The 9,474-nt window shown below is 67.6% G+C and carries 7 protein-coding genes and 1 pseudogene; 3 read left to right on the top strand and 5 right to left on the bottom strand.

Annotated features, from left to right (window positions below; translation table 11 throughout):
- From ACIPIA_RS05180 to amaB, 5 genes and pseudogenes are all read right to left on the bottom strand, one after another.
- Positions 1-461 (bottom strand): annotated as a pseudogene (locus ACIPIA_RS05180) (hypothetical protein); the annotation flags it as partial.
- Between the two features lie 97 nt (positions 462-558).
- Positions 559-2,235 (bottom strand): thiamine pyrophosphate-binding protein, encoded by a 1,677-nt coding sequence (locus ACIPIA_RS05175; RefSeq protein WP_400507327.1) that lies wholly within the window; start codon positions 2,233-2,235, stop codon positions 559-561.
- Between the two features lie 75 nt (positions 2,236-2,310).
- Positions 2,311-3,501, bottom strand: a complete 1,191-nt coding sequence (locus tag ACIPIA_RS05170; protein WP_400507325.1) for a CaiB/BaiF CoA transferase family protein — start codon at positions 3,499-3,501, stop codon at positions 2,311-2,313.
- Between the two features lie 106 nt (positions 3,502-3,607).
- A complete protein-coding gene (locus ACIPIA_RS05165) occupies positions 3,608-4,804 on the bottom strand; it encodes an acyl-CoA dehydrogenase (RefSeq protein WP_089176658.1) in 1,197 nt (398 codons plus the stop codon).
- 194 nt (positions 4,805-4,998) lie between these two features.
- Positions 4,999-6,519, bottom strand: coding sequence for an L-piperidine-6-carboxylate dehydrogenase (gene amaB / locus ACIPIA_RS05160; protein WP_400507323.1), 1,521 nt, complete (start codon positions 6,517-6,519; stop codon positions 4,999-5,001).
- A gap of 166 nt (positions 6,520-6,685) precedes the next feature.
- On the opposite strand from amaB, the gene ACIPIA_RS05155 reads away from it, so the two are divergent.
- The 3 genes from ACIPIA_RS05155 to ACIPIA_RS05145 all read left to right on the top strand — a co-directional run bounded on the left by ACIPIA_RS05155 (position 6,686) and on the right by ACIPIA_RS05145 (position 9,438).
- A complete protein-coding gene (locus tag ACIPIA_RS05155) occupies positions 6,686-7,600 on the top strand; it encodes a LysR family transcriptional regulator (RefSeq protein WP_400507321.1) in 915 nt (304 codons plus the stop codon).
- 92 nt (positions 7,601-7,692) lie between these two features.
- Positions 7,693-8,916: an NAD(P)/FAD-dependent oxidoreductase gene (locus ACIPIA_RS05150; protein ID WP_400507319.1), complete on the top strand. Its 1,224-nt coding sequence runs from the start codon at positions 7,693-7,695 to the stop codon at positions 8,914-8,916.
- A gap of 15 nt (positions 8,917-8,931) precedes the next feature.
- On the top strand, positions 8,932-9,438 hold the full coding sequence (locus ACIPIA_RS05145) for a DinB family protein (RefSeq protein ID WP_400507317.1): 507 nt from the start codon (positions 8,932-8,934) through the stop codon (positions 9,436-9,438).
- Positions 9,439-9,474 lie beyond the last annotated feature (36 nt).

Raw genomic sequence — 9,474 nt, 5'->3', positions numbered from 1 at the left:
TCCGCCCTGCGCTGTGGCGTCTGCAGCATGGTGCGGCCGCCGGCCGCTGCGGTCTGCAGGTTCTGTTTCCAGCCCTTGGGATCGCTGCCGCCGAGGGCGACGAAGTCGGCAGGGGTCGTCGCATCGCTGTCCCGACCTTGATAGACCAGCACTCCGCTTGCGGTGACGACGATGTCGCCGCGCCGAAGCGTCGGGTCCTTCAGATGCCAGTTCCGGTCGGTTTGCGGGTCGAGCTTGACGATCGGCGCCTTTGGCTTCGGAGCCGCGTCGGGTGCCCGCGGGCGTGGCCTGGCCCGGGGCCTCTCGTCGTCGTATTCGTAGATCGGCGGGGCATAGAGGCGCGGCTGGCCGAAGATCGCCCGCGCCAGGCCGTCGAAGAGCCCAGCTGCCCTGGCGCCGGGAGCAGCCGCGACGCCCAGCAGCGCCGCCATCCCGAACCGGACCGCAAACCCGCATTTCATCGCCGCGCCCTCCGCATCGTCGTCTCTTCAACGACGTTTGTCGCGGAAGGTTCGACTTCGGTTCAGGCGCGGCGGCGAATTTCTCGCTCCGGCGCGGTCAGCGCTGGCCCTGGGCCGCGAACGCCTCGGCCCGGATCGTCGAGAGCGACTTGGCAGGGGTGATCGCCTCGGGATCGAGCAGGCAGTGGATGATCGCGGGCTTGCCGCTCTTCACTGCGCGCTCGAAGGCCGGCGCGAACTCCTCGGTCTTCTCGACGCGCTCGCCATGGCCGCCGAAGGCCTTGGCATAAGCAGCGAAATCCGGGTTCTTCAGTGTCGTCGCGGAGACGCGGCCGGGATACTCGCGCTCCTGATGCATGCGGATCGTGCCGTACATGCCGTTATCGACCACGACGACGATCACCGGCAGGTCGTACTGCACGGCCGTCGCGAAATCCTGGCCGTTCATCAGGAAGCAGCCGTCGCCGGCAAAGGCAACGACGGTGCGCTCCGGGAAGATCCGCTTGGCGCCGATCGCGGCCGGCACGCCGTAGCCCATCGAGCCGCAGGTCGGTGCGAGCTGGGTCGCGAACTTGTTGAAGCGGTGGAAGCGATGCACCCAGGTCGCGTAGTTGCCGGCGCCATTGCACATGATGGCGTCCTCCGGCAGCTGGCTGCGAAGCCAGCGTACCATTTCCCCGGGGTGGAACTCTCCGGGCACCGGCGCCGGCTGCTCGCTCCAGGCGATATAGGCTTCATGCGCGGCTGCGCCGGCACCCTTCCAGGCGGGAGACTTGGGCGGCTCGATCGTCTTGACCGCGGCGCAGAAGCCGGCGGGCGAAGCATTGATCGCGAGCGCCGGGCGATAGACCCGGCCTAGCTCTTCCGGATCGGCATGGACATGCACCAGAGGCCGGCCGGGATTCGGGATGCCGAACAGGGTGTAGGACTGGCTCGGCATCTCCGAGAGGCGACCGCCGACCAGCAGGACGAGGTCGCTCTCCTTGATGCGCGCGAGCAGCTTCGGGTTCGGGCCGATGCCGAGATCCCCGGCGAAGTTCGGATGATCGGCCGGGAACAGCATCTGGCGGCGGAACGACACCGCGACGGGCAGGTCGAAACGCTCGACAAACGCCTGGAAGTCGGCGATCGCCTCCGGGCTCCAGCGCGAGCCACCGAGGATCGCGATCGGCGACTTCGCCGCCGCGAAGCGCTTGGCGAGATCGTCCATCTGCACCGACGAGGGATGCTGCTCGGTGATCTGATAGGGCTCGGCGTCGGCGACATCGGCGAGGTCGGTCAGCACGTCCTCGGGCAGCGCGATCACGACCGGGCCGGGCCGGCCGGATGTCGCGACATGGAAGGCGCGGCTGATGATTTCGGGGATGCGCGCGGCATCGTCGATCTCGGTCGCCCATTTTGTCATGGTGCCGAAGACGGCGCGATAGTCGAGCTCCTGGAAGGCTTCGCGCTCGCGCATGCTGCCGTCGATCTGACCGACGAAAAGGATGAGCGGGGTCGAATCCTGGTCGGCGATATGGATGCCGGGCGAGGCATTGGTGGCACCGGGGCCGCGCGTCACGAAGCAGATGCCGGGCTTGCCGGTGAGCTTGCCGGCGGCTTCCGCCATCATGCAGGCGCCGCCTTCGGCCCGGCAGATCGTGACCTTCATCGAGGCGTCGTGCAGTGCGTCGAGCACGGCGAGATAGCTCTCGCCCGGCACGCAGAAGGCGTCGGTGGCGCCGTGGATCAGAAGCTGGTCGACGAGGATCTGCCCGCCAGTGCGATTAGCCATGGTTCCTGTCCCTTTCGCGAACCTTCACCCTGAAGAGCGGCCGGAGCAGCTTCGTCAGGACGAGGGCTGTATCTGTCATTGGCCGCCGGGCGTTCCGCCCCAGGCCGGATCGCTCAGAATGTCGTCTGCATGTTCGCCGAGCCCGGGGCTCGGACGTCCTGCCACCTGCCGCACGCCGTTCATGACGATGGGCGAGGCGACGGTCGGAATGTGACCCGCTTTCGCGGCCGCGCTCGGCAGCGCGACCTTGACGCCGCGCGCGATGACCTGCGGATCAGCAAAGACCTCGCCGATATCGTTGATCGGGCCGGCGGGCACGCCGACTTTTTCCAGCCCGGCCAGCAGCGCGGCCTTGGTCTGGCGCCGGCAGAGCTCGTGCAGCCGCGCCGTCAGCGCGACGCGGTTCTTCACGCGCGACTTGTTGTCGAGATAGTCGGGATGGTCGGCCAGCGCCGGCTCGCCCAGCACCTCGCAGAGCTTGCGCCATTGCCCGTCATTGCCGGTCGCGATGATGATGTGTCCGTCGGCAACCGGGAACACGTCATAGGGCACGATGTTCGGATGCGCATTGCCGAGCCGCGGCGGCGGGTTGCCGCCGACCAGATAATTCATCGCCTGATTGCCGAGCACGGCGACCTGTGAGTCGAGCAAAGCAAGATCGAGCGTCGCCCCCTCGCCGGTGGCATCGCGCTGGCGCAGCGCCGAGAGGATGCCGACGGTGGCATAGAGCCCGGTATAGATGTCGGCGACGGCGTAGCCCGCCTTCATCGGCGCGCCCGCAGGTTCGCCGGTGATCGACATCGCGCCACCCATGCCCTGGACGAGGAAGTCATAGCCGGCGCGCGGCGCATAGGGGCCGTCCTGCCCGAAGCCGGTGACCGAGCAATAGACGAGGCGCGGGAACTCCCCGCGCAGCGAGGCCGCGTCGAGCCCGTATTTCGAGAGGCCGCCGACCTTGAAGTTCTCGATGACGACATCGGCATGGGCGGCCAGTCGCTTGACCAGCGCCTGCCCCTCCGCCGTGCGGAAATCGGCGGTGATCGAGCGCTTGCCGCGATTGGCCGCATGGAAATAGGCGGCGGAGAGATGCTCGTCGCCGGTGCCTTCGACGAAGGGCGGGCCCCATTTGCGGGTGTCGTCGCCCTCGGGCGCCTCGACCTTGACGACATCGGCGCCGAGATCGGCCAGGAGCTGGCCGATCCAGGGACCTGCGAGGATGCGTGCCAGTTCGAGGACACGCAGGCCGGCGAGGGGAGAGGTCGTCATGACAGGTCGACTCGGGCGTCATGGTCGGGCTTGACCCGACCATCTCCGGGGAGGTTCACGCGGGACGAGATGCCCGGGTCAAGCCCGGGCATGACGGGGTTCAGGCTCAGAAGAACGCCTGCAGGCCGGTGATCGCGCGGCCGAGGATCAGCGCGTGAACGTCATGCGTGCCCTCGTAGGTGTTCACCGTCTCGAGGTTCGCGGCGTGGCGCATGACCTGATACTCGATCTGGATGCCGTTGCCGCCGTGCATGTCGCGGGCCTGGCGGGCGATGTCGAGCGCCTTGCCGCAATTGTTGCGCTTGACCAGCGAGATCATCTCGGGGGCCATCTTTCCGTCGTCGAGCAGGCGGCCGACGCGGAGCGAACCCTGCAGGCCGAGCGTGATCTCGGTCAGCATGTCCGCGAGCTTCTTCTGGTAGAGCTGCGTCTGGGCGAGCGGCTTGTTGAACTGCTTGCGGTCGAGCCCGTACTGGCGGGCGCGGTGGAAGCAATCCTCGGCGGCACCCATCACGCCCCAGGAGATCCCGTAGCGGGCGCGGTTGAGGCAGCCGAACGGGCCCGAGAGGCCGGAGACGTTCGGCAGCAGGTTCTCCTCGGGAACGATGACGCCGTCCATGACCACCTCGCCGGTGATCGAGGCGCGGAGCGAAAGCTTGCCGCCGATCTTCGGGGCGGACAGGCCCTTCATGCCCTTCTCGAGGATGAAGCCGCGGATCTGGTTGTCATGGGCGGCGGACTTCGCCCAGACGACGAAGACGTCGGCGATCGGCGAGTTCGAGATCCACATCTTGGAGCCGGTCAGCTTGTAGCCGTCGGCGACCTTCTCGGCGCGGGTCTTCATGCCGCCGGGATCGGAGCCGGCATCCGGCTCGGTCAGGCCGAAGCAGCCGACCCATTCGCCCGAGCCCAGCTTCGGCAGGTACTTCTTGCGCTGCTCCTCGCTGCCATAGGCATAGATCGGGAACATCACGAGCGAGGACTGCACCGACATCATCGAGCGATAGCCCGAGTCGATGCGCTCGACCTCGCGGGCGACGAGCCCGTAGGAGACATAGTTGGCGCCGGCGCAGCCGTATTCCTCGGGGACGGTGACGCCGAGCAGGCCGAGTTCGCCCATCTCGTTGAAGATCGAACGATCGGTCTTCTCGTCGAGATAGGCGTCATGAATGCGGGGAGCGAGCTTCTCCTGCGCGTAGGCGCGGGCCGTGTCGCGGATCAGACGCTCGTCCTCGTTCAGCTGCTCGTCGAGCAGATAGGCATCGTCCCAGGTGAACTTCGCGAGCTTGTGGCTGCCGGCCATGGTGTTGGTCTCCCTCAGATTCCAGAACCGCCATTCCGGGGCTTCGCGGCGCGGAGAGCCCGGAATCCAGAACCGCGGAACAGAAACCAGATCAGTGGAACGGTTCGCCCCTCGCGACGAGGGTATCGATTCTGGGTTCGGGGCCCGGGCCTTCGGCCCGCCCGGAATGACGGCGGTGTTGCCTTATCTACCGATCACGCATCCACGTCGAAGCTGACGCCCTGCGCCAGCGGCAACGTGGTGCCGTAGTTCAGCGTGTTGGTGGCGCGGCGCATATAGGCCTTCCAGGCGTCGGAACCGGCCTCGCGTCCGCCGCCGGTCTCCTTCTCGCCGCCGAACGCGCCGCCGATCTCCGCCCCCGAAGGGCCGATATTGACGTTGGCGATGCCGCAGTCGGAACCCTCGTCGGAAACGAAGAGCTCGGCCTCGCGCATGTTCAGCGTGAAGATCGAGGAGGACAGGCCCGCGCCGACAGCGTTCTGGATCGCGATCGCCTCGTCGATGGACTTGTACTTCATCACATAGAGGATCGGTGCGAAGGTCTCGCGCTCGACCGGGCCGCACTGCCTGGGCATTTCGACCAGCGCCGGGCGGACATAGAAGCCGCCGGCGCCGACATCGACCTTCTCGCCGCCATGGACCTTGCCGCCCTCGGCCTTGGCCTCGGAGAGCGCCTTCTGCATGCCCTGATAGGCGGCCTCGTCGACCAGCGGGCCGACCAGCACGCCCGCCTCGCGGGGATCGCCGATCTTCACGGAGCCGTAGACCTTGGCGAGCTTCGGCACGAGCTGGTCATAGACGCTTTCGTGGACGATCAGGCGGCGCAGCGTGGTGCAGCGCTGGCCGGCGGTGCCCATCGCCGCGAATGCGATGCCGCGCAGCGCGATATCGAGATCTGCCGACGGGGCGACGATCGCCGCGTTGTTGCCGCCGAGCTCCAGGATGGCGCGGGCGAAGCGCGCGGCGAGCTTCTGGCCGACTTCCTTGCCCATGCGGGTGGAACCGGTGGCCGAGACGACCGGCACGCGGTGATCCTGGACCAGGATGTCGCCGAGCTCACGGCCGCCGATCAGGACCTCGGAGAGACCGACCGGGGCCTCGGGGCCGAAGCGCTTCATCGTCTTCTCGACGATGGCCTGCACGGCGAGCGCGGTCAGCGGGGTCTTCTCGGATGGCTTCCAGACGACGCTGTCGCCGCAGACGAAGGCCAGCGCCGCGTTCCACGACCAGACCGCGACCGGGAAGTTGAAGGCCGAGATCACGCCGCAGATGCCGATCGGGTGCCAGGTTTCCATCATGCGATGGTTCGGGCGCTCGGTGGCGACCGTCAGGCCGTAGAGCTGCCGCGACAGGCCGACGGCGAAGTCGCAGATATCGATCATCTCCTGGACCTCGCCAAGGCCCTCCGAGACGACCTTGCCGGCCTCGAGCGTCACCAGCAGGCCGAGATCGGTCTTGGCGGCGCGCAGCTCCTCGCCGAGCAGGCGGACGAACTCGCCGCGCCGCGGCGCCGGCACCTTGCGCCAGGCCAGGTAGGCGGACTGGGCCCGGCCGATCGCGGCCTCGGCTTCGGCAGGCGCAGTCTCGCGCAGGGTCACGACGGTCTCGCCGGTGATCGGCGAACGCGCCGACAGGCCGGCATCGGCGTAAGCCGCTTCCGAAACGCCGAGGCGCTTGAGCAGGGCGAGCGTGTCTTTCGGCAGAGGTGTGGCCATTGTTGTCTTCCAGCGGTCGCGGGCGGATGCCAGAGGGCCGAGTACCCCCGTGGCGCATGAACAAATGGCGCGGAAACCGGAGCCGCCGCGCTTTGGGCCGGGAGAATGCCCTCTTTCATAGGGGCGCGGCAACCGATATGTTCTCACCACTTGGTGAGAAATTATCATGGATGATGCGCTCGTTCCCGGCCGTCTCTCGGTGCCCTCGCTCTCGGCGCTTGCCGCCTTCGAGGCGGCGGCGCGGCATGGCAGCTTCACCCGCGCGGCGGAGGAGCTCAACCTGACGCAGGGCGCGGTCAGCCGGCAGGTCGCGCATCTCGAAAAGGTGCTCGGCGTCAGTCTGTTCGAGCGCGTCAAGAAGCGCGTGAGCCTCACGGCGGCAGGTGCCGCTTATGCCGCCGAAATCCGCGACGGGCTCTCGCGCCTCGCCGCGGCCACGGTCTCCGCCATGGCGTTTCGCGGAGCGGCAGGCGTTCTCAATCTCGCCACCCTTCCGACCTTCGGCACGCGCTGGCTGATACCGCGCCTGCCCCGCTTTACCGAGGCCCACCCGGGCATCACCATCAACTTCACGACGCGGCTCGTACCTTTCGACTTCGCCCGCGAGCAGGTCGATGCGGCCGTGCATTTCGGCGGCGCGAGCTGGCCCGGTGCAAGGCTGCACCGGCTGATGGGGGAGGAGGTCGTGCCCGTCGCGGCGCCCTCCCTGCTGGCGCGGGCTGGCATCGCCGAGCCGTCCGACATGCTGCGCGTGCCCTTGCTCCAGCAGTCGACGAGGCCACGTGCCTGGGCGAACTGGCTGGAGCAGCAAGGGCTCGCCCCTGAAAGGGCACTGATGGGGCCGCGGTTCGAGCAGTTCGCAATGATCGCGCAGGCGGCCGTGGCGGGCTTGGGGCTCGCTATCGTGCCGCGCTTTCTGGTCGAGGAAGAGCTGCGGACCGGGTCGCTCGTCATCCCGATCGACCGGCCGGTGACCGGCAAGGATGGCTATTACCTCGTCTATCCCGAGGAGAAGGCCAATATGCCGACGGTGATCGCCTTCCGAGACTGGCTGCTCGGAGAATGCGTGCCGGCGAACTGAGGCACCTCTCGACAAGCGCAGCGCGCTCAGTCATTCATGCGCGAAATTCACCAACCCGGCTTTCCGTCGAAGCCGGATGCGCGAGGCCTGCCATGCCGCCCGTCTCCGAAAGCGCCGATGTCGTGATTTGCGGTGGGGCCGCGATCGGCTCCTCCGTCGCCTATCATCTTGCCGCCGATCCCGGCTTTTCCGGCCGCGTCGTGGTGATCGAGAAGGACCCGACCTACCGCTTCTCGGCCTCGGCTCTCTCCGCGGCCTCGATCCGCCAGCAGTTCTCCAGCGCGGTCAACATCCGCATCTCGCTCTTCGGTATCGATTTCCTGCGGAATATCGCAGGACATCTTGCCGTCGCCGGCGATGTCCCCGCGATCGACCTGCATGAAGGCGGCTATCTCTATGTCGCGAGCGAGGCCGGTGCTCCGATCCTCGAGGCCAACCAGAAGCTGCAGGCGGCCGAGGGCGCCGACATCGCTCTCTATGACCCGGCCACGCTGAAGCAGCGCTTCCCCTGGTTGAATGTCGAGGATCTCGCCTGCGGCACCTTCGGTGTCAGCGGCGAGGGCTGGTTTGACGGTTGGGCGCTGCTCCAGGCCTTCCGCAAGAAGGCACGCAGCCTCGGCGTGGAGTATCGGCAGGGCGAGGTCGCCGGCTATGTCACCGAAGGCGGCCGCGTCACGGCGGTCGAGCTGGCCGACGGCAGCCGCATCGCCTGCGGCGCGGTCGTCAATGCCAGCGGCACTCATGGCGCGAAGCTTGCCGCGACCGCCGGCATCGCGATCCCGGTGAAGTCGATGAAGCGCTATGTCTTCACCTTCACCTGCAAGGGTGACGTCGATGGCTGCCCGCTCCTGATCGACACGACCGGCGCCTGGTGCCGGCAGGAGGGCAAGCGCACGGCGGAGGGCCAGCTCTTCATCGGCAGCTGCTCGCCGCTTACGCCGGAGCAGGATGTCGAATGGATCGAGACCGATCCCGCCGCGGAGGATGTCGACTGGGGCTTCTTCGAGGAAGTGGTCTGGCCGTCGCTCGCCACCCGTATCCCGGCCTTCGAGCAGATCAAGCCCGGTCGCGCCTGGGCCGGCCCCTACGACATGTGCGGGCTCGACCACAACGCCATCGTCGGCCCCGCGATCGGCGTGCCGAACCTCTATCTCGCCAACGGCTTCTCCGGCCATGGGCTGCAGCAGTCGCCGGCGGTCGGTCGCGGGCTCGCCGAGCATATCGCGCATGGCCGCTATCGCTCGCTCGACCTTGCCGATCTCGGCCATGAGCGCATCGTTGCGGGCAGGCCGCTCAAGGAGGCCAACGTCATCTGACGAGGAGGCGCCGCCATGGTCGATCCCGCCTATGTCCAGACCATGGCCCGCTACAACGCCTGGCAGAACCGCAGCCTGATGACAGCGGCCGAGAGCTTGAGCGACGAGGCCCGCAAGCTCGATCGCGGCGCCTTCTTCAAGTCGATCCACGGCACCTTCAACCACGTCCTGTGGGCCGACGAGACCTGGCTCAGCCGCCTCACGGGCAGCGAGAAGCCTTCCGTAGGAGGCCGTGACTCGGCCGTCTATTTCGAAGGCTGGGCCCAGTTCTGCGCCCGCCGGCGCCAGCGCGACCAGGCGATCCTCGACTGGGCCGACAACATTGAGGCCGACTGGCTGCGCGGCACGTTGATCTGGTATTCGGGCGCAGCCGGCCGCGAGATGGGCAAGCCGCGGGCCTTCCTGATCGCGCATCTGTTCAATCACCAGACGCATCACCGCGGCCAGATCCACGCGATGCTCACCGCAGCCGGCGCAAAGCCTGACGATACCGACCTCTTCCTTGTCGACGAGGTGCGCTAGGCTGGATCCGCGGCGGGCGCGACGGATCGGGCGCGT

Source organism: Allobosea sp. CER48, assembly GCF_044752385.1.
Classification (GTDB): Bacteria; Pseudomonadota; Alphaproteobacteria; order Rhizobiales; family Beijerinckiaceae; genus Allobosea.
Note: the sequence above shows the minus strand (reverse complement) of the source record. Positions and strands in the feature narration are given on the sequence as shown.